Origin of the sequence: Streptosporangium sp. NBC_01810 (assembly GCF_035917355.1) — a bacterium.
Lineage (GTDB): Bacteria > Actinomycetota > Actinomycetes > Streptosporangiales > Streptosporangiaceae > Streptosporangium.
Genome location: NZ_CP109070.1, coordinates 4,049,457 through 4,073,422 on the forward strand (window position 1 = coordinate 4,049,457; position 23,966 = coordinate 4,073,422).

Here is a 23,966-nt window from a genome sequence, read left to right on the forward strand (position 1 = left end):
GCGTGGACATCGGCCTCACCCCTGGACCGCGGCGGTCATGACCGCCTCGTCGATGTCGCGGCCCTCCAGCCGGGCGGACTCGGCGGCCCGCAGGACCCGCTTGTAGTCCGTCGGCATGATCTTGCCGAAGCGGGACGGGTCCCAGTCGGCCAGCAGCGCCTTGGCCACCGTGGAGCCGGTCTCGGCCAGGTGCGCCTCGACGATCTCGCGCAGCGCCTCGGAGTCGGCCTCGTCGAGCTCCTCGATCTCCACCATCTCGCGGTTGACCCGCTCGACGTCGAGGTCGAGCAGGTAGGCGACGCCGCCCGACATGCCGGCCGCGAAGTTGCGGCCGGTCGGGCCGAGGACGACCACCTTGCCGCCGGTCATGTACTCGCAGCCGTGGTCGCCGACGCCCTCGACCACCGCGGTGGCGCCGGAGTTGCGGACGCAGAACCGCTCCCCCACGACGCCGCGGATGAAGGCCGCACCGGAGGTCGCGCCGTACAGGCCGACGTTGCCGGCGATGATGTGCCCCTCCAGCGAGGCGACCTCGTGCGGCCGGACCGAGACCCGGCCGCCGGACAGGCCCTTGCCGATGTAGTCGTTGGCGTCGCCGGTCAGCCGCAGCGTGACGCCCCTGGGCAGGAAGGCGCCGAAGGAGTTGCCCGCGGAGCCGGTGAAGCGCACGTCGATGGTGTTGTCGGGCAGCCCCGCGCCACCGTACCGCTTGGTCACCTCATGACCGAGCATGGTGCCGACGGTGCGGTTGACGTTGCGGATGGGCAGTTCGAGGGTGACCGGGGAGCCGTCCTTGAGCGCGCCCTCCGCGAGCTGGATCAGTGTGTTGTCCAGTGCCCTGGCCAGTCCGTGGTCCTGCTCCACCACGCGGCGGAGCGAGGCGCCGGCGGGCAGCTCGGGCTGGTGCAGGATCGGCGACAGGTCAAGACCCGCGGCCTTCCAGTGGTTCTCCGCCGAGGTGGTGTCCAGCAGTTCGGCGTGGCCGACGGCCTCCTCCAGGCTGCGGAAGCCCAGCGCGGCGAGGTACTCGCGGATCTCCTCGGCGATGAACTCGAAGAAGTTGACCACGAACTCGGGCTTGCCGGTGAACCTCTTGCGCAGTTCGGGGTTCTGGGTGGCGACGCCGACCGGGCAGGTGTCCAGGTGGCAGACGCGCATCATCACGCAGCCGGAGACGACCAGGGGTGCCGTGGCGAAACCGTACTCCTCGGCGCCGAGCAGGGTGGCGATGACCACGTCGCGGCCGGTCTTGAGCTGGCCGTCGACCTGGACGGTGATCCGGTCGCGCAGGCCGTTGAGCAGCAGCGTCTGCTGGGTCTCGGCCAGGCCGAGCTCCCAGGGGGCGCCCGCGTGCTTGAGCGAGGTCAGCGGGGAGGCGCCGGTGCCGCCGTCGTGGCCGGAGATGAGCACGACGTCGGCGTGGGCCTTGGACACGCCCGCCGCGACCGTTCCGACGCCGACCTCGGCCACCAGCTTGACGTGCACGCGGGCGGCGGGGTTGGCGTTCTTCAGGTCGTGGATGAGCTGGGCGAGGTCCTCGATGGAGTAGATGTCGTGGTGTGGCGGCGGCGAGATGAGGCCGACGCCCGGGGTGGAGTGCCGGGTCTTGGCGATCCACGGGTAGACCTTGTGGCCGGGCAGCTGGCCGCCCTCGCCGGGCTTGGCGCCCTGGGCCATCTTGATCTGCACGTCGTCGGCGTTGACCAGGTACTCCGACGTCACGCCGAACCGGCCGGAGGCCACCTGCTTGATGGCCGAGCGGCGAGCCGGGTCGTGGAGCCGCTCGGGGTCCTCACCGCCCTCACCGGTGTTGGACTTGCCGCCCAGCCGGTTCATCGCGATGGCGAGCGTCTCGTGCGCCTCCATCGAGATGGAGCCGTACGACATGGCGCCGGTGGAGAACCGCTTGACGATCTCGCCGACCGGCTCGACCTCGTCGATCGGTACCGGCTCGCGGACGCCTTCCTTCAGCTTGAACAGGCCGCGCAGCGTCATCAGGCGCTCGGCCTGGGAGTCCACCAGGCCGGTGTACTCCTTGAAGATCTCGTAGCGGCGCGAGCGGGTGGCGTGCTGCAGCTTGAAGACGGTCTCGGGGTTGAACAGGTGCGGCTCGCCCTCGCGGCGCCACTGGTACTCGCCGCCGACCTCCAGGCGGCGGTGGGCGTTCTCGGCCCGGGGGTAGGCGCGCCGGTGGCGCAGCGCCGCCTCCTCGGCGAGGACGTCGAAGCCGATACCGCCCAGCCGGGAGGTGGTCCCGGTGAAGCAGGCGTCGACGACCTCCTGGCTCAGGCCGAGCGCCTCGAAGATCTGCGCACCGGTGTACGAGGCGACGGTGGACACCCCCATCTTGGACATGACCTTCAGCACGCCCTTGCCGTACGCCTTGATGAGGTTGCGCACGGCCTTGTGCCTGTCGACCTGCAGGGCGCCGCAGTCGACCATGTCCTCGACGGTCTCGATGGCGAGGTACGGGTTGACCGCCCCCGCGCCGTAGCCGACGAGGAGCGCCATGTGGTGCGCCTCGCGCGCCTCGCCGGTCTCGATGACCAGGCCGACCCTGGTGCGGGTCTTCTCGGCGATCAGGTGGTGGTGGACGGCGCCGGTGAGCAGCAGCGACGGGATCGGCGCCAGGGCGTCGGAGGAGCCCCGGTCGGAGAGGACGATGATCCGCGCGCCGCTCTCGATGGCCTCGGAGACCTCGGTGCGGATCTCCTCGATGCGGCCGAGCAGTGCCTCGCCGCCGCCCGCGACCTCGTACAGGCCACGGACCACGTGCGGGCGGAAGCCCGGCAGCGCGCCCTCGTCGTTGATGTGGACGATCTTCGCGAGCTCGTCGTTGTCGATCACCGGGTAGGGCAGCACGAGCTGGCGGCAGGAGGCCGGGCCCGGGTCGAGCAGGTTGCCCTCGGGGCCGATGGTGCTGGCCAGGGAGGTGACGAGCTCCTCGCGGATCGCGTCCAGCGGCGGGTTGGTGACCTGCGCGAACAGCTGGCTGAAGTAGTCGAACAGCAGCCGGGGCTTCTCGCTGAGCACCGCGACGGGGGTGTCGGTGCCCATCGAGCCGATCGGCTCGGCGCCCACCCTGGCCATCGGCGCCAGGATGATCCGCAGTTCCTCCTCGGTGTAGCCGAAGGTCTGCTGCCGCTTGATCAGCGCCTCGTGCGTCGGGGCCTCGTGCGAGCGGGCGGGCAGCTCCTCGAAGCGGACCAGCCCGGCGTGCAGCCAGTCCGCGTACGGCAGTTCGGCCGCCAGCTCGGCCTTGATCTCGTCATCCTCGATGATCTTGCCGAGGGCGGTGTCGATCAGGAACATCCTGCCGGGCTGCAGGCGGCCCTTGCGGACCACGTCCTCGGGGGCGATGTCGAGCACGCCGGCCTCGGAGGCCAGCACGACCAGGCCGTCGGTGGTGACCCAGAACCGCCCCGGGCGCAGGCCGTTGCGGTCGAGTACCGCGCCGACCAGGGTGCCGTCGGAGAAGGTGATCGAGGCCGGGCCGTCCCAGGCCTCCATCAGGGTGGAGTGGAACTCGTAGAACGCCCGCCGGGCGGGGTCCATCTCGGTGTGGTTCTCCCACGCCTCGGGGATCATCATCAGCACCGCGTGCGGCAGCCGGCGTCCGGCGAGGTGGAGGAGTTCCAGGGTCTCGTCGAAGGAGGCGGTGTCGGAGCCGGCCGGGTCACAGATCGGGAAGAGCCGCGACAGGTCTCCCGGCAGGTTCGCGGTCCGCAGCATGGCCTCGCGGGCGCGCATCCAGTTGCGGTTGCCCTTGACCGTGTTGATCTCACCGTTGTGGGCGACGTAGCGGTACGGGTGCGCCAACGGCCAGGAGGGGAAGGTGTTGGTGGAGAAACGCGAGTGGACCAGCGAGATCGCGGTCTCGTAGCGCTCGTCGGTGAGGTCGGGGAAGAACTGCTCGACCTGCAGCGGGGTGAGCATGCCCTTGTAGACGATGGTCCGGCAGCTCAGCGAGGGGAAGTAGACGTCCGCCTCGTGCTCGGCCCGCTTGCGCAGGCAGAAGGCCAGCCGGTCCAGCTCCAGGCCGGTCTCGCCGTTCGGGGAGGTCACGAACAGCTGACCGAAGAACGGCATCACCGCGCGGGCGCTCGGCCCCGGCAGGTCGGGGGTGGTCGGCACGTCGCGCCAGCCGAGGACCGTCAGGCCCTCCTGTGCGGCGATCTCCTCGATCAGCCGCACCGCCCTGGCGCGGGCCGGTGCGTCGGCGGGCAGGAATGCCATACCGGCGGCGTAGGCGCCGGCCATGGGCAGGGGGAAGTCCACCGCGGTGCGGAAGAAGGTGTCCGGGATCTGCGTCAGGATCCCGGCGCCGTCACCGGTGTCCGGCTCACTCCCCTGTGCCCCCCGGTGATCGAGGTTGCACAGGGCGGTCAGCGCCTTCGCGACGATGTCGTGGCTGCGGCGGCCGGCCACGTCCGCGACCATGGCGACGCCACAGGCGTCGTGCTCGTGCGAGGGGTGGTACAGGCCCTGGGGCTCGGGAAAACCGAGGTGGGCAGCGGGCATCGAATCCCTCCCGTCGTCTTGCTTCTTTGGAACAAGCAAGGGACGACGTTGGCCCTGCTGCGTGGTGGGTAGAGGGTACCGTACCCTGCCGGATACCGGCCTACCCGGTCAGGACTTACTGATTTGGCCCCTATTCGCCCGGTTCGTTTAACGCGCGACGGTGGCGCAACATTCCAGGTCCGGACTCTAAGGTGGCTCAATGGAACCAAGCGCCCCCGCCGAACCGGGCGACCCCACCGGCCTGACAGACATCAACACTGCGAACATCCCGGGCGTGTCGGATCGAACCGGCGCGCCAGAGGTGTCAAGTGGCCCGGCCGCCCGCGAAGGGGTCATGGCGCTCGTCGCCCGGCTGGGCGTCGACGGCAGGCGGCTGAGGATCGCGCTGGCGGCGCTGGGCGAGGGCCGCTGGTGGACGCTCGCCGACCTGGTCAGGCGGACCGCGACGTCGCGGCGGACCGTCGAGGCGCTGCTGCGCGAGGTGGACGGGGAGCTGGAGCGTTCCGGCGACCGCTTCAGGCTCTCCGCCCCCTGGGCCGGGCATGAGGTGAGCACCCTCGCACCGGCCGACCCGGTGGCGCACCTGCTCGAAGGCCGGGCCGACCTGGTCACCCGCATGGACGAGCTGATCGCCAAGGCCCCCCGAGGCCGCCACACGCTGGACCACGTCGCCGCGACCGGCGACACCGTGGTCCGGCGGGCACTGCTGCTGAACGCCCGGTTCTGGCTGGACGGCGCCCGGCTGTTGTGCGTGGGCGACCACGATCTGACCTCGCTGGCCACCGCGATGCTGCACCCCGGCGTCGAGGTGACGGTCGTCGACGTCGACGAGCGCATCCTGGCCTACATCGGCGGCCAGGCCGACCGGCTCGGCCTGCCGATCCGGACCCGCTGGGCCGACCTGCGTCTGGGACTTCCCGCCTCCGCACAGGGATGGGCCGATCTGGCGATCACCGACCCGCCCTACACCCCCGAGGGGGTCGGGCTGTTCGTCGCCCGCTGCGCGGAGGGGCTACGCGACCGCGAGCAGGGCCGGATCATGCTGGCGTACGGCGCGAGCGAGCGCACCCCCGCGCTCGCCCTCAAGGTGCAGCAGGCTCTGTCCCAGCTCAACCTGGTCAACGAGGCGATCTACCCCGACTTCAACCGCTACCTCGGCGCCGAGGCCATCGGTTCGGCCGCCGACCTGTACGTCCTGCGCCCCACCACGAGGACCTGGCCGGCCGCGGCCGCCCGCACCGGCTCCCTGGGCACCGCCATCTACACGCAGGGTCCCCAGTCCGTGGAGTCCACGACCGCCCCCGCCGAGGTGGCCGCCGACTTCGACGACGGGTTCACCCCGGAGGTGCTGGTGGGCGAATGGCCCCGCGACGTGCTGCCCAGAGCCCCCAGGGCACGTCTGGCGACCTGGCTGGCCAAGCCCTACGCCAGCGCCCCGGCCAGGGTGGCGATCTCCGTACCGGCCGGGCTGGAGGCCGCGCTGCCCCGGCTGCTGCTGGCCACCCGCGCCGGGGAGGTCCGGGTCACCCTGGCCTCCGCCCCCAAGGACCTGCCCGCCGACCTGCTCGCCCCCGTCTACGACCTCACCGCCGAGGGCACGTCCGTACGCGCCGTACGGGTGGCGCACCCCACCGGGGACGCGGCCCGGATCCTGCGCCGCGTTCTGGACAACGCGCACGGCAAGCTCGCCAACACCTGGCGCGAGGCCCTGATCAGCGTCCGGGGCGACCTGACGAAGAAGCAGGCCAGGGCGGTCATCTCCGCCGTCGCCCGGTGGGCGGACGACGTCACGGTCCTCGAACTGCCCGTCCACCGGCTGCTGGAGCTCCGGGCCGCGGTGGAGAGCTCCCTCAGCGCACCAGCCGACGCTGGATCACCAGGCTGAGGCCGTCGACGGCGACCTGCGGGTAGGTGAGATCCACCCGGCCCCCCTCGGCCACGGGGGCGACCCAGCTGACGGTGGCGTAGTGCCCCAGGGCACGGGCCTGTGCCCAGCTGCGCGAGCCGTCGAAACCCTCGGGCGTGCCGGGGGCGGGCCGGACGAAGCCGCCGCTCCCGAGCGCCGCCACGAGCCTGTCCGCGGCGGCCGAGTCCGCGAGATTGAAGATCAGGAACTGCCCGGAGACCGCGCCGTCCTCGGTCTCGTAGCGGGCCCGCAGCGCCTGCGTGCACCCGTCAAGCGCGTCCAGCGCGCTCCCCCAGGCCGCCTCGGCGCAGTCGGCGAGGGTCTCGGTGGTCTTGCGCGCGAGCGTGGTCGTGCCCGCCGACACCGAGGGGCCGGGAAACATCTCGGCGACGGTCAACGGCCGGGGGTCGAGGGCGCGGGTCGCGATGGGCGCGTAGTGGGCCGTGCTGGGCTCCACCCGAAGGACGGCGGCGCGTGGGTCGGGCCTGCCCCCCAGCAGGAGGAAGGCCGCCACCCCGGCGACCACGACCAGCACGGCGACGGTGACGGCGATCCACTTGCGCATGAGGAAAGAGCTTACTTTGACAGGCGGGGCGCCAGGGAATAATGAGCCGAGGCGAACACGGGGGCGGCGGGGACTGTTCGGACCGGGACTGTTCGGACCGGGACTACTTGGACGGGGCGGGCGCGGGAGAGGCCGCGACGACACGGCGGAAGATCGTCTTCTCCACGCTGCGGATCGTCAGGGCCAGCGAGACGAAGTCGTCCCTGGGACCGGGCTCGGCGCCGTCGGTCCTGCCGATCCAGACCAGCCCCGCGTAGTGCCCCATGGCGTGCCCGCCGGCCTCGGTGTGACCCTCGGCGGGGAAGACCGCCCTGGTCGCCTGGAGCGGCCGGACCCAGCCGCCCCGGTGCAGGGTGGTCAGCGCGTTCACCAGCGTGTCGGCCGAGGCGGTGTCGCGGAGGTTGAACAGGGTGTACTGGGCGACGTAGCGGCCGTCCGCGCTGACGTACAGGCCCCTGGCCACCTGGGTGCAGCCGCCCTGGGCGAGCAGGTCGGCCAGCCCCTGGCCCCAGGTCGCCATCGCGCAGTCGGCCTCCAGGCGGGTGCCCGCCAGCCTCAGCGTGATCCTGCCCTCCTTGAGGGTCCTGGCGGCGAAGAGCTCCTTGACCGTCAGCGGTCCGGGGTCGGCCTTGCTCTGCGCGATCGGCGCGAACACCTTGGAGGAGGGCCAGCCCTTGTAGACGTCGGGCCTCGGCTCGGTGCCGATGACCGGGGCGGTGGCCTGTTCCGGCACGAAGTCGTTGCCGATCGCGGAGATCGCGAGGGTGAGGGCGACCGCGGCGACCAGCACGCCCGCCACCACCCCCAAGACCATCAGCAGCCGCTGCTGGGATCGGGTCAGCCCCCACTCGTCCAGCCGGGTGATGTCCTCGGTCTGGGGCTGCGCCTTGGCGGAGGCGCGGCGGCGCTTGCGCACGGGGGGGGAGGGCGGGCCGGCCGGAGGCGTCACAGCCCGACTCCGCCCAGAAGGGTGCCCAGGCCGAAGGTCAGGGCCGCGGCGACCGCACCGACGAGGAGCTGGCGCAGCCCGCTGTACCACCAGCTGCGTGCGGTGACCCGGGAGACCAGCGCGCCCGCGCCGAACAGGGCCAGGCAGGAGATCACCGCCGAGGTCGACAGGCTGGTGACCCCGAACAGGTACGGCAGGAGCGGCAGGAGCGCGCCCACGCCGAACGACAGGAACGAGGAGATCGCGGCGATCCTGGGCGAGGGCAGGCCCTTGGCGGTGACCCCCAGCTCGGCTTGGGTGTGCACCTCGAGCGCCCTGGCGGGGTCCGCCGAGATCTGCCTGGCCACCTCGGCGGCCACGGCGGGATCGACGCCCCGGTCCTCGTAGAGCTTGGCGAGCTCCTCCTGCTCGGCCTCGGGGTGGCGTTCGAGCTCGCGCCGCTCGACGTCGATCTCGGCCAGGGCGAGCTCCCGCTGGCTGGCCACCGAGACGTACTCACCCCCGGCCATGGAGAACGCGCCCGCCGCCAGCCCCGCGACCCCGGCCAGCACGATGACCTCGGTGCTGGCGGTGCCACCGGCGACGCCGGCGATCAGGGCGAAGTTCGAGACGAGGCCGTCCATCGCGCCGAACACCGACGGCCGCAGCCAGCCGCCGTTGACGTCACGATGCCGGTGATGTATCTCGACGCGCCCCCCCGAGTCGTCGCCGTTCACCGGGACCCTTTCTCCTCCTGGTCGGCCAGGTCAGACGGGTGGGCCGGATCGGCCGAGTCGTCGGCCGCGAGCGTGCCGGAGGTGAGCCGTGGCTCATCGTCCTCCCCTGCCGCGCCGCCGCTCTCGTCCCGGTCGGCCAGGTCGGACGGATCGGACGGATCGGACGGGTCAGCCAGGTCGGACGGGTCGGTTGGATCGGACGGATCCTCCCCGTCCGAGGTGGTCGGGGCGACGGCCGGCTCGACATCGGTCTCGGCCTCGCCCTTGTCCGAGCCGTCGATCCCGTCCTGCGCGGGCTCGGCGGCCGGATCGGGCACCGGACGGACCAGCTCGGCGTTGCTCTTGTTCCTGGCGTACCAGAAGTAGGCCATCGCCCCGATGAACAAGACGATCGAGGTCCACTGGTTGAGCCGCAGGCCGAGGATGTGGTGGGCGCTGTCGACCCGCAGCCCTTCGATCCAGAAGCGGCCCACGGTGTAGCCGGCGACGTAGAGCGCGAACAGGCGAGCGTGGCGGAGCGCGAACCTGCGCCCGGCCCAGATGAGGACCAGCGCCAGGCCCAGGTCCCAGATCGACTCGTACAGGAACGTCGGGTGGTAGGTGTCCTCGCCGGGCACCGTGCCCGGCCGGTCGGGGTCGATCTCCAGACCCCACGGCAGGTCGGTGGGACTGCCGAACAGCTCCTGGTTGAAGTAGTTGCCCCAGCGGCCGATGGCCTGGGCCACCGCGATGCCGGGGGCCACGGTGTCTGCCACCGCCGACAGGGAGATGCCCCTGCCGCGGCAGCCCAGCCAGACACCCACCCCGCCGAGCGCGACGGCACCCCAGATGCCCAGGCCGCCGTTCCAGATGAACAGCGCCTCGATCGGCTCGTTGGGCGCGTCCGGCCCGAAGTAGAGCTGCCAGTCGGTGATGACGTGGTAGAGGCGACCGCCGACCAGGCCGAACGGCACGGCCCAGACGGCGAGGTCCACGATCGTTCCCGGCTCACCGCCGCGGGCACGCCAGCGGCGCTCGCCGATGACGACCGCGACGACGACGCCGAGCACAATGCACAGTGCGTAGGCCCGGATGGGGACCACGCCGAAGAGATACCAGACCCCCTGGGAGGGGCTGGGAATCGAGGCGAGGGGCATGTCAGGTGACGTTACCGTGTCGCGAGCTACTTGGCCGCATCAAGAACGGTCTGGCGTAGCTGGGCCGGCTTGAAAGCCACGTCGGGGTCCAGCTCGACGCCGTTGAGTTTCAGCGTCGGAGTGCCCGTGAGCTTCTGGGATTCCATGACCTTGGTGCTGTAGGCGATGTGCGCGGGCGCCTTCTCCTGGCTGGTCACACACTTCTCGAAGCCGGGGTCGGTCACCCCGGCGTCCTTGCCCCAGGCGATCAGGTCAGGGATCTTGAAACCCTCCACGAGCTCCGAGGGCTGCTCCTTGAACAGCTTGTCGTGGAAGACGCTCCAGGCCGCGCCCCCGGGGATGCAGCGGACCGCCGACGCGGCGCGCAGGGAGTTGGCCCGGGTGATCCCCTTGTTGGTCTGCTCCTGGAAGATCGTGATCGGGTGGTAGACCACCTTGGCCTTGCCCTCGGCCGCCAGGTTCTTGATCGTCGGGCCGCTGGTCTCCTCCAGCGCCCTGCAGGCGGGGCACTGGAAGTCCTCGTAGACGTCCAGGACCGGCTTCTCCACACCCGCCTTGGCCATGACCACCGAACCGTCCGCGGCGACGGTGATCGGCGCGAGCGCACCGCCGGCCTCCTCGGACTTGCTGCTCTGGGCGGCGAACCACCAGCCACCCCCGACGGCGGCGATCGCGACGACGGCCACGGTCACGATGGTCGCCACGCGCTTGCGCTTCTCCCTCTGCCGCTGCTCCTCGCGCTGCGCCTTGATCCGATCGCGCGCCGACTGATCCCGCCCGGCCTTGCCCATCAGTAAGTCTCCTTCTCCTGGAGCTCCTCGTCATCGCTCTCGTCCTCGTCGTACGACTCCTCGCCCGGGGTGAGCCCGAGCACGGAGTCCAGCGCGAAGCGGCCCGGGGGGAACAATGCGACGAACACGCCGAGCCCGAAGAGACCGAAGTCACGCAGGATGTCGATGAGGTAGTCGGGCTCCACCCCGGCCGCCAGCTGACCACCGCCGCCGAAGCAGCCACAGTCGATGCGCAGCCCGCGCGCCCACGCCGAGGCGATGCCGATGACGAACGCCAGCATGAGCAGCGCCGATATGACACCCGCCGCCCGGGTGAGCAGCCCGACGACCAGCAACACCCCAACGACGATCTCCAGGATCGGCAGGCCGTAGCCGACCGCCGTGGCGAGCGATTTGGGGAGCAGTTCGTATGCCTCGACCGCCTGGACCGAGAGCACCGGAGTGCCGATCTTGCCCCAACCCGCGACGATCAGCACGCCCGCCAGCACCAGCCGCGAGACGGTCGCTACCCAGGGTAGCGCCGAAATCACGATACGCGACCTATTGGGCGCGGGGTTATCAGAGGTCACGAGCACCATTCTCCTATTCCAAGCCCCGGCCACAGGCGTCTCCGGCGAATGCCCGGTATCCCAGGAAAACCTCATCACGAGCCTGATAAGCATCGGATAAGCCTGCCTGGCAGGCACGTGCGCGGGAGCGGCCCCTTCGCCGAGGAAGGGAACCGCCCTCCAACGGGCTCGTCAGCCGCGGACGCCCGCCGCCAGCTCGGCGCCCAGCTCACGGACCGACGCCAGCCCCGAGGCCTCGTCCGGCGCGTCGAGGACGCGGCGGATGAACGCCGAGCCCACGATGACGCCGTCGGCGTAGCCCGCCACCTCGGTGGCCTGCCGGCCGGTGCCGACGCCCAGGCCGACGCAGACCGGAAGGGAGGTGTGCGGGCGGGTGCGCTCGACCAGGCCCTGCGCGGCCGAGCCGACCGAGTCGCGGGCACCGGTGACACCCATCAGCGAGGCCGCGTAGACGAAGCCGGTGCAGCTGTCGACGACCGCCTTGATACGGGCCTCGGTGGAGCTGGGCGCGACCAGGAAGACCGTGTCGATCCCGGCCCCGGCACTGGCCTCGCGCCAGGGCCCGGCCTCCTCGGGGGTCAGGTCGGGGGTGATGGTACCCACCCCGCCCGCGTTCGCCAGGTCACGGGCGAAGCGGTCGGCGCCGTAACGGTCGATCGGGTTCCAGTACGTCATGACCAGGGTGGCGGCACCGGTCTTGGCCACGCCCTCGACGGTGCGCAGCACGTCGGCGATGCGGGTGCCGTTGGTCAGCGCCCGGTGGACGGCGTCCTGGATCGTCGGGCCGTCCATGAGGGGATCGGAGTAGGGCAGGCCGATCTCGATCACGTCGCAGCCCGCGTCCACCATGGCGGCGGCGACGGCGATCGCCCCCTCCTTGCTGGGAAACCCAGCGGGGAGGTATCCGATGAGGGCGGCGCGGCCGTCTGCCTTGGCCTTGGCGAACACCGTCTGAAGAGTCGTCATCGTTGTTTCCGTTGCGGTTCGTCCCCTCCGGCCCGCCGGAGGGAAGGCAAGTCGGTAGTCAGAGGTTGAAGTACTTCATCGCGGTGCCCATGTCCTTGTCGCCCCGTCCTGAGAGGTTGACCAGGATCGTCGCCTCGGGCCCCATCTCGCGGCCGAGCTTGAGGGCTCCGGCGAGCGCGTGCGAGGACTCGATCGCGGGGATGATGCCCTCGGTGCGGGCGAGCAGCGAGAAGGCGTCCATCGCCTCGGCGTCGGTGATGCCGTGGTAGGTGGCGCGGCCGGTGTCCTTGAGCCAGGCGTGTTCGGGGCCGACGCCCGGGTAGTCGAGCCCGGCCGAGATCGAGTGTGACTCGACGGTCTGGCCCTCGTCGTCCTGCAGCACGTAGGTGCGCGAGCCGTGCAGCACCCCGATGGAGCCGGCGGTGAGGGTGAGGGCGTGCTCGCCGCTCTCCAGGCCGCGGCCACCTGCCTCGTAGCCGTGCAGCCGGACGTCCTGGTCGCCGAGGAAGGCGTGGAAGATGCCGATCGCGTTGGAACCGCCGCCGACCGCCGCGGCGACCGCGTCGGGCAGCCTGCCGGTGAGCTCCAGCATCTGGCGGCGGGCCTCGACGCCGATGATGCGGGCGAAGTCACGGACGATCTCCGGGAACGGGTGCGGCCCGGCGATGGTGCCGAAGAGGTAGTGGGTGTGGTCGACGTTGGCGACCCAGTCGCGGAAGGCCTCGTTGATGGCGTCCTTGAGGGTCTGGCTGCCGTTGGTGACCGGGACGACCGTGGCACCGAGCAGTTTCATCCGGGCGACGTTGAGCGCCTGACGCTCGCAGTCGACGGCCCCCATGTAGATCACGCACTCCAGGCCCATCAGGGCGGCGGCGGTCGCGGTGGCGACGCCGTGCTGGCCGGCACCGGTCTCGGCGATCACTCGCGTCTTGCCCAGGCGCTTGGTCAGCAGGGCCTGGCCGAGCACATTGTTGATCTTGTGTGCGCCGGTGTGGGTCAGATCCTCACGCTTGAGGATGATCCGGGCGCCCCCCGCCTGCTCGGCGAAGCGGGGCACCTCGGTCAGCGTGGTCGGCCGCCCGGCGTAGGTGCGCAGCAGATGGTCGAACTCCCGAAGGAACTCCACATCGCTCTTCGCCTTGTCGTACTCCGCCGCGACCTCGTCCAGGGCCGGGATGAGCGCCTCGGGCACGTAGCGGCCACCGAAGATGCCGAACTTGCCGTGGATGTCCGGGTCGTTGCCGTGAAGGCCGTTCCCGGCGAGATCCGCGGCGGTGAGGACGGTTCCTTCGTGCGTTGTCACTGCTTACTGCCCCTCGGGTCGGGATGCGGGGTGGGCACCGGCGGTGACCAGGTCGACCACGGCGGCCCGCGGATCCTTGCCGGTCACCAGGCTCTCGCCTACCAGGACGGCGTCGGCGCCCGCCCTGGCGTAGGCGAGCAGGTCGTGGGGTCCGCGCACGCCCGACTCGGCGATCTTGATGATCCCGTCGGGAACCTTGGGGGCGAGCTTGGCGAACACGTCGCGGTCCACCTCAAGGGTCTTGAGGTTCCGCGCGTTGATACCGATGATCTTGGCTCCGGCGGCGAGCGCCCGGTCGAGCTCCTCCTCGGTGTGCACCTCGACGAGCGGGGTCAGCCCGATCGACTCGGCCCGCTCGATGAGCGAGACCAGCGCGTTCTGGTCGAGCGCCGCGACGATCAGCAGCGCCAGGTCGGCGCCGTAGGCGCGGGCCTCCCAGAGCTGGTACGAGGTGACGATGAAGTCCTTGCGCAGCACCGGGATGTCGACGACGGCGCGTACGGCGGCCAGGTCGTCGAGGCTGCCGCCGAAACGGCGCCGCTCGGTGAGCACGCTGATGACATGGGCGCCACCCGACTCGTAGTCGCCGGCCAGCGCGGCGGGGTCGGCGATCGCGGCCATCGCGCCCTTGGACGGGCTGGAACGCTTGACCTCGGCGATGACGGCCACCTGGTCGCCGCCCAGCGCCGCGTAGGCGTCACGGGGGGCGGGCGCCCGCCCGGCCCGCTCCTTGAGCTCGGCCAGCGTCACCCTCCCCTGCCGCTCGGCCAGGTCGGCGCGGACTCCTTCGAGGATTTCCTCAAGCACGCTCATTTGCCCTCCCCGCGAAGTTCAGAGGCCAGGTTCGCGAACGCTGCCGTGTCCGTGGTTCGCTCGCTCCGCTCGCTCACGAGTAAGGCCCCTCCCGATCGACTGCCCTTGTCTCGCCGATGCTATCGGCCCGGCCGGGGTCGCCCCGCCACTGGGTGAAGCACAAAGGTGACTATGGGGCTAAGAATTCCCCAAAAGGGAGATTTCGTACTATCCAAAACACGATCATTAAAGCAAGAAATAACCAGACATAGGCGGGGCGTATGGATTTCGCCACGGACGGCCCACTCGATTCCCCTCCGGACCGAGCCCCCCGCCAGGCACGCAGCGCCCAGCGCCCCCAGAGCACGACCAGCACCGGGATCATGAGGGTGACGAGCGGGTTGAGCCCCAGGGCCGTCACGGGATCGCCGTGGACGAGCGCGTGCACGGTCCGCAGGCCGCCGCAGCCTGGGCAGTACAGGCCGGTGAGCATGAGGAACGGACAGGTCGGGTAGTGGCCCGGCTCGCTCGGATCGACCGTCCCCACGAACGCGACGGCGGCGCCCGCCACCAGCGCGGCGCCGAGCGGCGCCGACATGGCCTGCGCACGCGAACCAGCGATCTTCCCCATGGGCATGGCCGTCGGCACCCCCTCACCGGCCACCCTACTTGCGCCGGACGCGAACCCGCCGCACAGGCCCGTCAGGTCGCCAGATCAGGTCAGGTCAGGTCAGACACCCGTCAGGGAGGCGCTGCCGACGAGGGCGCCGACCACGACCAGCCAGGCCAGCACCGCCAGCCAGCAGGCGATCCCGAAGTAGGACAGGACCAGGCCGGCGACGGCCATGCCCCGCCCCTCCTCGCCCGTCCGCTTGATCTGCCCCAGCGAGATGTGGCCGAGCACCACGCCCACGATCGAGGTGAGGCCGCAGAGGAACAGCCCCGCGATGCCCATGATCAGCGCGGCGATGGCCATGCCGTTGTTACCCCGAGGAGGCGGCGCGCCATAACCACCGTAGGCGTCGTAGCCGCCACCGGGCGGCGGACCGTAACCGCCGGACGAGCCATAGCCACCCGGGGGTCCATAGCCACCACCTCCCGGAGGTTGCCCGTAACCACCCGGCTGATTGCCATAACTCATGAATGACTCCCGATTATCTGAGTTGCGGGCGAAATCCTAGCGAAAACACTCCTGGGCCGAAGGGATCCGTACACGCCTGTAAGCACGTCGTGAGCAAGTCGTAGCCGGGGCGCACACCCCCGGATCCGGACCCCGGAGTACGGGATCAAGGACGACGCACCGAGTACGCGGAGGCCGCGGCTCCGCCGGGTCGGCGCTCCCGGGGGTCCGGGTCGACCGTCCGATGGGTCGGCGCTCCCGGGGGTCCGGGTCGACCGTCCGATGGGTCAGCGCTCCCTGGGGTCCGGGTCGACCGTCGGGTCGGTGCCCTCGTCGAGGGCGTCCCACAGCGCCCGCTCGCTGGGGGCGCTCTCGGCGGCGACGGAGCCCGTGCCACCGGAGGCGTGTCCCTTGCGGTGGTAGCGGTCGGACATGCCCGGCCATCGGCCGCCCCGCAGAAGGGCCGTCACCCCCCCGGCCAGCAGGAGCAGCCCTCCCACGGAGGCGAGGATCGGCCAGACGACGGCCGAGGCGACCCGCGGCACGGAGTCCACGGCCATCGGTGCCTGCGCCGCGGAGATCCGCAGCGCGGCGCTCGCGCCGCTCCCCCACCAGGAGGCGGCCACCATCCCGGCCCCGCAGAACACCATCACCACGCCGACGACCCTGCGCCACACGCCCGCCGTCGCGAGCACGGCGACCACGGCGGCGAGTGCCGCCCAGGCCGCGGGCCCCAGCGCGGGGGCCAGTTCCGCGGCGGGGACCGCCACCTCGCGGGTGCCGTACGTCACGGTGAACCAGTCGCGCCCGGCGGCGAGCAGCACGAGCGCGGCGCCGGCCACACACGCCGCCAGCCAGGTCCACAGCTCCCGCTTGGCCGTCACGCCCGGTTCACCGCCAGCTCGTCGGCGTCGAAGCAGGTCCGGTCGCCCGTGTGGCAGGCGGCGCCCACCTGGTCGACCTTGAGCAGGATGGTGTCGCCGTCACAGTCGAGCGCGGCGGACCTGACGTGCTGGACGTGGCCTGAGGTGTCGCCTTTCACCCAGTAGGACCCTCGGCTGCGCGACCAGTAGGTGGCCCTGCCGGTGGTGAGCGTACGATGCAGCGCCTCGTCGTCCATCCAGGCGAGCATGAGCACCTCACCGGTGTCGTACTGCTGGACGACGGCGGGAACCAGCCCGTCGGCGGTGCGCTTCAGCCGGGCCGCGATGGCAGGGTCAAGGGGCATGCGGCAATTGTGCCGTAACCAGGGAGAGGGGTGGCGTCCGGCATGGCCTCGCGAGCAGGCCGGGGGCTCCCCTGAAGACCGATCCGGCGAGATGCCTCGCGGTGGTGGAGGCCGCCACTCCAGGTACCGGGGCGCGTCGGTGAGCGGGCCGGGCGCGGCTCACAGCGGGCGCGGCTCAGCAGGCACAGCGGGCGCGGCTCAGCAGGCACAGCGGGCGCGGCTCAGCAGGCACAGCGGGCGCGGCTCAGCAGGCACAGCGGGCGCGGCTCAGCGGGCACGGTCGTCGTCGAGCACGTCGGCGGCGTGGACGACGATCCTGGGGTCGGGGGTGCCGACGACCTCGTGGTCCTTGTTCTCGTACTCGAAGAGGCTAAGGACGTGGCGCATGGCCTCGACCCTGGCCCGTTTCTTGTCATTGCTCTTGATCACCGTCCACGGGGCCTCCTCGGTGTCGGTGTGGACGAACATGTCCTCCTTGGCGGCGGTGTACTCCTCCCACTTGTCGAGCGACTTCAGGTCCATCGGCGACAGCTTCCACTGCCGCACCGGGTCGACCTGGCGGATCACGAACCTGGTGCGCTGCTCGGAACTCGAGACCGAGAACCAGAACTTCACCAGGTGGATGCCGTCGTGAACGAGCATCCGCTCGAACTCGGGTGTCTGTTTCAGGAACTCCAGGTACTCCCCGGGGCTGCAGAAGCCCATCACCCGTTCGACCCCGGCGCGGTTGTACCAGGAGCGGTCGAAGAAGACCATCTCTCCGGCGGACGGCAGGTGGTAGACGTAGCGCTGGAAGTACCACTGGGTGCTCTCGCGCTCACTCGGCTTCTCCAGCGCCACCACGTTCGCCCCCCGGGGGTTGAGGTGCTCCATGAACCGCTTGATCGTGCCGCCCTTGCCCGCCGCGTCGCGCCCCTCGAAGAGGATGACCAGGCGCCCCCCGGTGTCCTTGATCCAGTACTGAAGCTTGAGCAGCTCGATCTGGAGCAGCCGCTTGAGCCGGTCGTACTCGATCCGGTTCATCCGTTCCCCGTAGGGATACCTCTCCCGCCAGGTGTCGATGGGGGTACCGTCCAGGCGGACCAGAACGGGGTCGTCGTCGTCATCGTCGTCGACCCGCAGGTTGGACAGGTCGTCGAGCAGGCCCCCGCGGGCCAGCGCCGAACGGAGGTCCACAACGGGGGGCCGCTTCTCCGCGTGCTCCGCCTCTGCCATCGTTCCCTTCCCCTCGGGCGGACATCGAATCCACCCCCAACTTGCCCCCTACCTCGCTTTGAGCAGGCTAATCATCGGCAGGCTGCCCGATTTGTACCGATCCGACCCGGCGCCGCGCAAAGGCCCCCCTTCGAGAAGACCATCCGGGAAGCGCAGGGCCGACCGTGCCACCGCCCGCCGGCCATTCCGGCGAACGCCTCCCCGGCACTCGGCTCGCGGTCGAAAAGGACGTTCGCCGGACATCGGCGGGCGCGGTGAATCGCGGACGACCGGCTCCTAGGAACGGGCGGACGAGACCCAGGAGGCGTGCAGGTCCGCGTAGACGCCGGGCCGCGCCACCAGCTCGGCGTGCGGGCCGCGCTGCACGATCCGGCCCCGGTCGAAGACGAGCACCTCGTCGGCCGCCTCGGCGGTGGAGAGCCGGTGGGCGATGGAGACGGCGGTGCGGCCCCGGGTGACGCCCTCCAGGGCGCGGGCCAGCCGTACCTCCGTCGCCGGGTCCACCGCGGAGGTGGCCTCGTCCAGCAGCAGCAGGTCGGGGTCCGCCAGGTAGGCACGGGCGAGCGCGACGAGCTGGCGCTCGCCCGCCGACAGCGACTCACCGCGCTGGCCCACCCTGGTCGACAGGTCGGCGGGCAGCCCCTCCAGCCAGTCGGTGAGCCCCAGCTCGGTCATGGCCAGCCGGATCTCCTCCTCGGTCGCCGAGGGGCGGCCGAAGGCGATGTTCTCGGCCAGGGTGCCGTCGAACAGGAACCCGTCCTGCGGGACCATCACGATGCGCCGACGCAACGAGGAGAACCTGACGGTCCGCAGGTCGTGACCGTCCACCGTGATCCGCCCCGAGACGGGGTCCATCAGACGGGTTAGCAGCTTGGCGAAGGTGGTCTTGCCCGAACCGGTCTCCCCCACCACGGCGATCCGCGAGCGCGGCGGGATGTTCGCCGACACCTCGTGCAGCACCGGCACCCCGCCGGGATAGGAGAATCCGACGTCCTCGAAGGAGACGGAGATTGGACCGCGCGGCAGTTCGACACCCTCCGGACCCGGGTCCGCGACGTCGGGCGGGGTGTCGAGCACGCCGAGGATGCGCCGCCATCCGGCGATGGCGTTCTGCGCCTCGTTGAGCACCTCGGTGGCGACCTGCATCGGCGAGACGAACAGCGTGATGAGGAACAGGAAGGCGACCAGGCGCCCCACGGTGATCTCACCGGCCAGGCCGAGTCGCACTCCGACCAGTACCACGGCGGCCAGGGCCACCGAGGCGACGATCTCGGTCAGCGGGAACACCGTCGCGACGATCCGCTGGGTGCGGGCCTGCGCCGCCTTGTTGGCGTCGATCGTGGCGTCGAGCCTTTCCGCCGTACGGGCCTCGGAGCCGTGGGCCCTGATCACCGCGGCGCCCACCACCGACTCGCTGACCGCGGAGAGCATGTCACCGGTGCGCTCGCGGACCCGGGTGTAGGCGCCGGACAGCCACCGCTGGAAGCGCGGCAGGACGACCATGAGCGGCAGGAAGCACGCCCACACCACCAGGGCCAGCTGCCAGGAGTAGACGAACATCAGCACGGTGGAGACCAGGAGTTGCCCCAGGGCGATGATGATCATCAGCCCGCCCCACTGCATGAACGTGCTGATCTGGTCCACGTCGCCGGTGACCCGGGAGACGAGGGCGCCGCGCCGCTCGGAGTTCTGGGTGAGGACCGACAGGTCGTGCACGTGCCGGAAGCCGCGCACCCTGAGGGTGGCCAGGGAGGACTCGGTGGCCCGGTAGAGGCGGACGTTCATCAGGTACGCGCACAGTGCGGTGAGCACCACGGCCGCGGCGCACAGCAGCACCGCGGTGCGGACGTAGGCCAGGTCGGGGGCCGCTCCGCCGAGCCCGGTGTCGATGGTCTGCTGGACCGCGATCGGTACGATGATCTTGCCGACCGTGGCCACCACGGCCAGTGCGAGCGTCCCGGCCAGCCCCTTGCGGAATTCCGGCGTGAGCGAGAGCCCATGCCTGACGGTGGCCACCCCGGAACGCTCGACCCCCTGAAACGAGCTCAAGCGCTGACCTCTTCCTCTTGCTCCGCGTCGAGCGCGTCGCGTTCGGCTTCCTGACGTTCGTAGGCGGTGACCAGGTTGCGGTAGCCCTCGCAGCGGGCGAGCAGCTCCGCGTGGCCGCCCCTGTCGACGACCCGGCCGTGCTCCAGATAGACGATCTCGTCGGCCAGGGCGATGGTGGCCATCCGGTAGGCGATGACGACCACCGTGGAGACCTGGGCCGCGTCCCTCAGCCCATACAGGATTCTGGCCTCGACCTGCGGGTCGACGCTGGAGGTGGCGTCGTCCAGGACGAGCAGCCGCGGGCGGCGCACCAGCGCGCGGGCCAGGGCGATCCGCTGGCGCTGGCCACCGGAGAGGGTGGTGCCGCGCTCTCCGACCTTGGTGTCCAGCCCTGCGGGAAGGGCGCTGACGAACCCCTCGGCCTGGGCCAGGCGCAGCGCCTCCCAGACGTCCTCGTCGCCGACCGGCCGGCCGAGGGTGACGTTGCCCCGTACGGTGTCGTCGAACAGGAACGTCTGCTGCGGCACCAGCGCCACCGCGTCGCTGACCCCGCCCCTGGTGACCTCGCGCAGGTCCGTGCCGTCCACCAGGACGTTGCCCCGTACCGGATCGACCAGGCGGACGAAGGTCTGGGCGAGCGTGGACTTGCCGGAACCGGTGGGGCCGACCAGGGCGACGGTGCGGCCGGGGTCGACCTCCAGGCTCACGTCGTGCAGAACGGGGAAGTCACCGTCACCGTCACCGTCACCGCCGCCGTAGGCGTAGCCGAGGCCGCGGACCTCCAGCCTGGCGGGGGCGGTGCCGGCCAGCTCGACGGCGCCGTGCTCCATGGAGCCGGTCGCGTCGAGCACCTCCCGGATCCGCCGGTAGCCGACGACGGCCCGGGGCAGTTCGGCGAGCACCCAGCCCAGCGCGCGGATCGGGAAGGCCAGCAGGGTGAACAGGTAGGCGACCTGGACGAGCACGCCGGAGCCGATCGCGCCGCTCTCCAGCCGCATCGCGCCGATCAGCAGCACGGCGAGCACACCCAGGGTGGGCAGCGCCTCAAGCACCGGGTCGAACAGGCCGCGGACCCGGCCGACGGCGATGTTGGCGTCGCGCAGCTCATCGGCCTTGGCCAGGAACCTGGCGGTCTCATCGTCCTCGCGGCCGAGGGTCTTGACGACCAGGGCGCCGTCGAAGCTCTCGTGGGCGATCTCGCTGACCTCCGCGCGCAGCTGCTGGGCGCGGGTGGCCAGCGGGTTGAGTCTTCGCTGGTAGACCAGGTTGAGCACGGCGATCGCGGGAAAGACCAGGAAACCGACGAGGGCGAGGATCGGGTCGGTGATCACCATTGCGACGGCCGCGGTGACCAGCATCACCACGACGCCGACCGCCATCGGCAGCGGCGCGAGCGGCGCCCAGGCGGCCTCGACGTCGGAGCCGGCGTTCGACAGCAGCTGCCCGGTCGGGTGCCTGTGGTGCCAGGCCAGCGGAAGCCTCAGATACTGCCGGGTGACGTCCCGGCGGGAGCGGGCCTGCATCCGGTACTGCATGACCCCGGCGAAATACCGCCGTCCCGCCACGCCCAGCGCCTTGAGCAGGGAGACTCCGAGGATGATCAGCGCGCCGAAGGTCAGCGCGCCGGTCGTGATCCGCCCGTTCTCGAAGGCGGGCAGCACGACGTGGTCGGTCGCCCAGCCGAGCGCCCACGCCGCCGCGACGGTCATCAGGCCGTACAGGGCGCTGGACAGCACCGCGGCGGCGAAGATCGCTTTTTCCGCTCGGATCGCCACCCCGAGGACACCGAGCCCCTGACGCATGACTGCGGTGGTCACCTTGCTCGCCACGCGGGAGGTGTCCTTTCGACGGGAAACATTTCTACCTAAGTCCCTATCAAGCTGGATCATGCGGTTATTCCCGAAGCAACCCCGACAAGATCACACATACACCTCTGATTGCTCACACAACGATATTGTTAGGATCATCAAATGAATCACGCCCGTGCCGAACGCGCCGCGCTCAGCGACCTGTTCGCCCAGCTCGGCCCGGATGCCCCTACCCTCTGCGAGGGCTGGACCACCTTCGACCTCGCCGCCCACCTCGTGCTGCGCGAGCGCCGCGCCGACGCGCTCGGCGGAATCCTCCTCAAGCCGCTGGCCGGATACACCGACAGGGTGCAGGAGTCACTGAAGACCGGGAAGGGCTACCCGGGCCTCGTCGAGCTCGTGCGCTCAGGGCCGTCCGGGCTCTACCGCCTTCCCGGCCTCGACCAGACCGTCAACGCGACGGAGTTCTTCATCCACCACGAGGACGTGCGGCGCGCGCAGCGGGTTTGGGAGCCGCGCGAGCTGCCCGCCGACCTTGAGGAGAGGTTCTGGAAGCAGATCCGCGGCGGCATCCGGGTGTTCCTTCGCCGCTCCCCCGTCCGGGTGGTCCTGCACCGCATCGGCGGGGGCGTCGCCATCGGCGGCCCCAAGGACGCCCCGCGGCAGGTCGAGGTGACGGGCCGGGCCGGAGAGCTGCTGCTGTTCTGCTTCGGCCGCCAATCCCACGCCAAGGTCGACCTGAGCGGCGACGACGAGGCGGTGGCCAAGCTGATGGACGCCCCCCTGGGCGTCTGAGCCTGACCGGCCCCCCGGCGGCGGCACGCCGGGGTGACCGGATGCCACCGGACACCGAGTTTCCTTAGTTTTTCCGGCGGCTTCCCGCACACCGGTATTCGCGATCCCACCGCCTATCCCTAGCCCTACCGGTATACCTGGCAGTGAGGATTGGACAGGAGCGCCTCGCCACCGCACGATGGCTGATGTGACCTATGTCAAACTCGCGACCAGACCATGGTTTGCCCCTGTGGGATGGGTATGATCATCAAAATCCGGGAGCCACCCGGGCCGCAGATGCCAAAGATCGATAAAATTCGGGTATATACGGCTGGGATTGGAACTGCCAGGAGGCCCCCATGCAGGTCAAGAAGGTCCTCACCTACCTCGGGGTAGCGTTCGTGGTCTTCTATCTGTTCACCAAGCCCGCCGAGGCGGCGGGCGCGGTCAACGGAGTCTTCGACGGGATCGTGAGGGGAGCAGACCAATTGGCTCTGTTCGTGACACGAGTACTTAGCTGACCGCCCGGCGGGAACCCCCGCCCCGAACCATGTCACCCGCGCTCCTGACCGATCCACGGAGGAGCGTCCCCTCCGACACCAGAACGCCGCACCACCTACTTCACCGATCCCGGGAACGCATCACGAGGATCGCCGTAGGCCGCCACCCCCTACCCGCGAGCCACCGACCGAAACCCCACCCGCCGCCCAGAGCCGCGCGGCCCCGCCGTACAGAGTGGTACGGCGAACGGTCTGACCCGATCATGGATGACCACGGGAAACATCACGGCACTCCCTTGATGATCTTTCCGGCACCTTGAGAGGGAGGTCCGTTTCTCGTACGGGAGGATCGTTCATGCGGGGCACGCGGGGTTTCTCCCTGGTCGGGTCGCTCGTCGCCGGAGCCGTCACCTTCGGCCCACCGGCGACCCCACAGGTCACCTTGGCGACCCCGGCCTCCGTCCAGGCAGCCGCCTCCAAGGGCCCGGCACCGGTACGGACACCGGCCGACGACGGTGTCGAACGACCCGCCGTGAAACCCGAGCGGCCCATCGTGGACGACGCCGACCCCCCGCCGCCCTCCGCCCACCCGTCCCTCGGCCACTTCGGCGCCCCCGCCGACCGGCCGCTGCGAGGCAGGATCACCCTGGCCAACCCGACCGGCGAGACGCTCGGCTTCAGGGTGGCCGACCCCACCCTCCTGCCCGCCGGGATCACACTCGACGCGGACGGCCTGCTCGGCGGCGCCTCCCGGGTGCCCGGCACCTGGACGGTCCCCATCGAGGCGTGCGCCCCCTCCGGCGCCTGCACCACCGGCACGGTGACGATCACCATCACCTGCCGCTGCGCCGGCCCGCTCCCCACGGCCACGGCCCCGGCCTCCTCCCCCTCCGGCCCGGCTCGCTCACCCGGCTGACCCCACGACGCCGAACCGACCGGCAAGACCGCTCGCGACCCCGCGAGATCAACGCCCCAGCAGCGCGGTCCCAGCACATAACAACAGGTCAAAGACTACTGGACCCCCCCGAACCGGTCCGGGGGAAATGCCGAAGTGCTTC

21 protein-coding genes are annotated in these 23,966 nt (G+C 70.8%); 4 read left to right on the forward strand and 17 right to left on the reverse strand.

The window, feature by feature from the left end; all coding sequences use genetic code 11:
- Positions 1-15 precede the first annotated feature (15 nt).
- Positions 16-4,521: a glutamate synthase large subunit gene (gltB, locus tag OIE13_RS17470; protein WP_326828417.1), complete on the reverse strand. Its 4,506-nt coding sequence runs from the start codon at positions 4,519-4,521 to the stop codon at positions 16-18.
- 199 nt (positions 4,522-4,720) lie between these two features.
- Here gltB and OIE13_RS17475 point away from each other — a divergent pair, with 199 nt between their 5' ends.
- A complete protein-coding gene (locus OIE13_RS17475; protein WP_326638442.1) occupies positions 4,721-6,406 on the forward strand; it encodes a bis-aminopropyl spermidine synthase family protein in 1,686 nt (561 codons plus the stop codon).
- On the opposite strand, the gene OIE13_RS17480 is transcribed toward OIE13_RS17475, so the two are convergent.
- The 16 genes from OIE13_RS17480 to OIE13_RS17555 form a co-directional block, all read right to left on the reverse strand.
- Positions 6,372-6,992: a hypothetical protein gene (locus tag OIE13_RS17480; RefSeq protein ID WP_326638440.1), complete on the reverse strand. Its 621-nt coding sequence runs from the start codon at positions 6,990-6,992 to the stop codon at positions 6,372-6,374. The genes OIE13_RS17475 and OIE13_RS17480 overlap by 35 nt on opposite strands.
- Before the next feature lie 103 nt (positions 6,993-7,095).
- The gene (locus tag OIE13_RS17485) at positions 7,096-7,908 is read right to left on the reverse strand and encodes a hypothetical protein (RefSeq protein ID WP_326638438.1); all 813 of its coding nucleotides are present in this window, start codon (positions 7,906-7,908) and stop codon (positions 7,096-7,098) included.
- A 29-nt stretch (positions 7,909-7,937) separates the two neighbouring features.
- Positions 7,938-8,657: a VIT1/CCC1 transporter family protein gene (locus OIE13_RS17490; protein ID WP_326638436.1), complete on the reverse strand. Its 720-nt coding sequence runs from the start codon at positions 8,655-8,657 to the stop codon at positions 7,938-7,940.
- A complete protein-coding gene (gene lgt, locus OIE13_RS17495) occupies positions 8,654-9,793 on the reverse strand; it encodes a prolipoprotein diacylglyceryl transferase (RefSeq protein ID WP_326638434.1) in 1,140 nt (379 codons plus the stop codon). Before lgt ends, OIE13_RS17490 begins: the two co-directional genes overlap by 4 nt.
- Positions 9,794-9,819: 26 nt before the next feature.
- Positions 9,820-10,584: a DsbA family protein gene (locus OIE13_RS17500; RefSeq protein ID WP_326638432.1), complete on the reverse strand. Its 765-nt coding sequence runs from the start codon at positions 10,582-10,584 to the stop codon at positions 9,820-9,822.
- On the reverse strand, positions 10,584-11,114 hold the full coding sequence (locus tag OIE13_RS17505; protein WP_326638430.1) for a MauE/DoxX family redox-associated membrane protein: 531 nt from the start codon (positions 11,112-11,114) through the stop codon (positions 10,584-10,586). Before OIE13_RS17505 ends, OIE13_RS17500 begins: the two co-directional genes overlap by 1 nt.
- 210 nt (positions 11,115-11,324) lie before the next feature.
- Positions 11,325-12,119 (reverse strand): tryptophan synthase subunit alpha, encoded by a 795-nt coding sequence (gene trpA / locus OIE13_RS17510; RefSeq protein WP_326828418.1) that lies wholly within the window; start codon positions 12,117-12,119, stop codon positions 11,325-11,327.
- Positions 12,120-12,177: 58 nt separating this feature from the next.
- A complete protein-coding gene (gene trpB, locus OIE13_RS17515; RefSeq protein ID WP_326647036.1) occupies positions 12,178-13,347 on the reverse strand; it encodes a tryptophan synthase subunit beta in 1,170 nt (389 codons plus the stop codon).
- A 78-nt stretch (positions 13,348-13,425) separates the two neighbouring features.
- The gene (trpC, locus tag OIE13_RS17520; protein WP_326638426.1) at positions 13,426-14,235 is read right to left on the reverse strand and encodes an indole-3-glycerol phosphate synthase TrpC; all 810 of its coding nucleotides are present in this window, start codon (positions 14,233-14,235) and stop codon (positions 13,426-13,428) included.
- 169 nt (positions 14,236-14,404) lie between these two features.
- The gene (locus OIE13_RS17525) at positions 14,405-14,845 is read right to left on the reverse strand and encodes a DUF2752 domain-containing protein (RefSeq protein ID WP_326828419.1); all 441 of its coding nucleotides are present in this window, start codon (positions 14,843-14,845) and stop codon (positions 14,405-14,407) included.
- Between the two features lie 99 nt (positions 14,846-14,944).
- The gene (locus OIE13_RS17530) at positions 14,945-15,355 is read right to left on the reverse strand and encodes a DUF4190 domain-containing protein (protein ID WP_326638422.1); all 411 of its coding nucleotides are present in this window, start codon (positions 15,353-15,355) and stop codon (positions 14,945-14,947) included.
- Between the two features lie 266 nt (positions 15,356-15,621).
- Entirely contained in the window at positions 15,622-16,218 is a 597-nt protein-coding gene (locus OIE13_RS17535; RefSeq protein WP_326638420.1) for a Trp biosynthesis-associated membrane protein, read from the reverse strand.
- Complete coding sequence (hisI, locus tag OIE13_RS17540; protein WP_326638418.1) at positions 16,215-16,562, reverse strand: phosphoribosyl-AMP cyclohydrolase; 348 nt, start codon at positions 16,560-16,562, stop codon at positions 16,215-16,217. Before hisI ends, OIE13_RS17535 begins: the two co-directional genes overlap by 4 nt.
- A 267-nt stretch (positions 16,563-16,829) precedes the next feature.
- Positions 16,830-17,777, reverse strand: a complete 948-nt coding sequence (gene ppk2, locus OIE13_RS17545; protein ID WP_326638416.1) for a polyphosphate kinase 2 — start codon at positions 17,775-17,777, stop codon at positions 16,830-16,832.
- Between the two features lie 276 nt (positions 17,778-18,053).
- A complete protein-coding gene (locus OIE13_RS17550) occupies positions 18,054-19,826 on the reverse strand; it encodes an ABC transporter ATP-binding protein (protein ID WP_326638414.1) in 1,773 nt (590 codons plus the stop codon).
- Entirely contained in the window at positions 19,823-21,628 is a 1,806-nt protein-coding gene (locus tag OIE13_RS17555; protein WP_326830298.1) for an ABC transporter ATP-binding protein, read from the reverse strand. Before OIE13_RS17555 ends, OIE13_RS17550 begins: the two co-directional genes overlap by 4 nt.
- A gap of 168 nt (positions 21,629-21,796) precedes the next feature.
- Between OIE13_RS17555 and OIE13_RS17560 the strand changes: the two genes are divergently transcribed.
- From OIE13_RS17560 to OIE13_RS17570, 3 genes are all read left to right on the forward strand, one after another.
- Positions 21,797-22,429 carry a TIGR03085 family metal-binding protein gene (locus OIE13_RS17560; RefSeq protein ID WP_326828420.1) on the forward strand — a complete coding sequence of 211 codons (633 nt, stop codon included), beginning with the start codon at positions 21,797-21,799 and terminating at the stop codon, positions 22,427-22,429.
- Between the two features lie 338 nt (positions 22,430-22,767).
- Entirely contained in the window at positions 22,768-22,929 is a 162-nt protein-coding gene (locus tag OIE13_RS17565) for a hypothetical protein (protein ID WP_169750203.1), read from the forward strand.
- Positions 22,930-23,263: 334 nt separating this feature from the next.
- Positions 23,264-23,824 carry a putative Ig domain-containing protein gene (locus tag OIE13_RS17570; protein WP_326638409.1) on the forward strand — a complete coding sequence of 187 codons (561 nt, stop codon included), beginning with the start codon at positions 23,264-23,266 and terminating at the stop codon, positions 23,822-23,824.
- The last annotated feature ends 142 nt before the right edge of the window (positions 23,825-23,966 follow it).

Bases quoted from the DNA above. Each gene is read 5' to 3' on its own strand.
- OIE13_RS17555 (WP_326830298.1), bottom strand. From the start codon at position 21,628: ATGCGTCAGGGGCTCGGTGTCCTCGGGGTGGCGATCCGAGCGGAAAAA.
- OIE13_RS17475 (WP_326638442.1), top strand. From the start codon at position 4,721: ATGGAACCAAGCGCCCCCGCCGAACCGGGCGACCCCACCGGCCTGACA.
- lgt (WP_326638434.1), bottom strand. From the start codon at position 9,793: ATGCCCCTCGCCTCGATTCCCAGCCCCTCCCAGGGGGTCTGGTATCTC.
- OIE13_RS17565 (WP_169750203.1), top strand. From the start codon at position 22,768: ATGCAGGTCAAGAAGGTCCTCACCTACCTCGGGGTAGCGTTCGTGGTC.
- trpC (WP_326638426.1), bottom strand. From the start codon at position 14,235: ATGAGCGTGCTTGAGGAAATCCTCGAAGGAGTCCGCGCCGACCTGGCC.
- OIE13_RS17560 (WP_326828420.1), top strand. From the start codon at position 21,797: ATGAATCACGCCCGTGCCGAACGCGCCGCGCTCAGCGACCTGTTCGCC.
- trpA (WP_326828418.1), bottom strand. From the start codon at position 12,119: ATGACGACTCTTCAGACGGTGTTCGCCAAGGCCAAGGCAGACGGCCGC.
- hisI (WP_326638418.1), bottom strand. From the start codon at position 16,562: ATGCCCCTTGACCCTGCCATCGCGGCCCGGCTGAAGCGCACCGCCGAC.
- gltB (WP_326828417.1), bottom strand. From the start codon at position 4,521: ATGCCCGCTGCCCACCTCGGTTTTCCCGAGCCCCAGGGCCTGTACCAC.
- OIE13_RS17570 (WP_326638409.1), top strand. From the start codon at position 23,264: ATGCGGGGCACGCGGGGTTTCTCCCTGGTCGGGTCGCTCGTCGCCGGA.
- ppk2 (WP_326638416.1), bottom strand. From the start codon at position 17,777: ATGGCAGAGGCGGAGCACGCGGAGAAGCGGCCCCCCGTTGTGGACCTC.
- OIE13_RS17525 (WP_326828419.1), bottom strand. From the start codon at position 14,845: ATGGGGAAGATCGCTGGTTCGCGTGCGCAGGCCATGTCGGCGCCGCTC.
- OIE13_RS17500 (WP_326638432.1), bottom strand. From the start codon at position 10,584: ATGGGCAAGGCCGGGCGGGATCAGTCGGCGCGCGATCGGATCAAGGCG.
- OIE13_RS17480 (WP_326638440.1), bottom strand. From the start codon at position 6,992: ATGCGCAAGTGGATCGCCGTCACCGTCGCCGTGCTGGTCGTGGTCGCC.
- OIE13_RS17530 (WP_326638422.1), bottom strand. From the start codon at position 15,355: ATGAGTTATGGCAATCAGCCGGGTGGTTACGGGCAACCTCCGGGAGGT.